The organism is Corynebacterium sp. HMSC27B11, assembly GCF_001815985.1.
GTDB lineage: Bacteria > Actinomycetota > Actinomycetes > Mycobacteriales > Mycobacteriaceae > Corynebacterium.
This window is the reverse complement of sequence record NZ_KV823581.1, coordinates 1-865: the sequence shown is the minus strand read 5'-3', so window position 1 is coordinate 865 and position 865 is coordinate 1. Positions and strand designations below refer to the sequence as shown.

Genomic DNA, 865 nt, shown 5'->3' with positions numbered 1-865 from the left:
TGTGTGTTTGGTTTGTTGCGTTGTTGGGTGTCTGGGATGGCATGTGTTGTTGTTCCTGTTGGGATGCTTCCTGCGTGTGATTGACCGTGTGTGGTTGGTTGTGTGTGGGTGGTGTTCGTGTTGTTTGAGAACTGTATAGTGGACGCGAGTATCTAATTTCTTGTGATTTTGTTGTTCACCTGATGCATGCCGCGTTTGTTGTGGTGTGTGTTTTGTGTGTGTCTTAGTGTTTGATTTGTTACTTTTAAGGGCGCACGGTGGATGCCTTGGCACAATGAGCCGATGAAGGACGTGTAAGGCCACGATAGGCCTCGGGGAGTTGCCAATAGAGCGTTGATCCGAGGGTGTCCGAATGGGGAAACCTGGCCACGGTTATGTGTGGTCGCCCACTGCTGAATGCATAGGTGGTGTGGTGGTAACGCGGGGAAGTGAAACATCTCAGTACCCGCAGGAGAAGAAAATAATAATGATTCTGCTAGTAGCGGCGAGCGAACGTGGATGATGGCTAAACCATATGCGTGTGATACCTGGCAGGGGTTGCGTGTGTGGGGTTGTGGGATTTTGTTGTGGGCTGCTGCCATGGCCCGCGTGTGTGTTGTGTGTTAGCGGAAGTGGTTTGGAATGGCCTGCCGTAGACGGTGAGAGTCCGGTACGTGAAAGCATGCAATGTGTGCGTTGACAATTTTTCCCGAGTAGCAGCGGGCTCGTGGAATCTGCTGTGAATCTGCCGGGACCACTCGGTAAGCCTGAATACTTGTTGTGACCGATAGTGTATTGAGTACCGTGAGGGAATGGTGAAAAGTACCCCGTGAGGGGAGTGAAATAGTACCTGAAACCGTGTGCTTACAATCCGTCAGAGCCCTTT

The 865-nt window shown here is 51.2% G+C and carries 1 rRNA gene; it reads left to right on the top strand.

Annotated features, from left to right (window positions below):
* Window positions 1-234: 234 nt before the first annotated feature.
* A 23S ribosomal RNA gene (locus tag HMPREF3097_RS09020) occupies window positions 235-865 on the top strand; the annotation flags it as partial.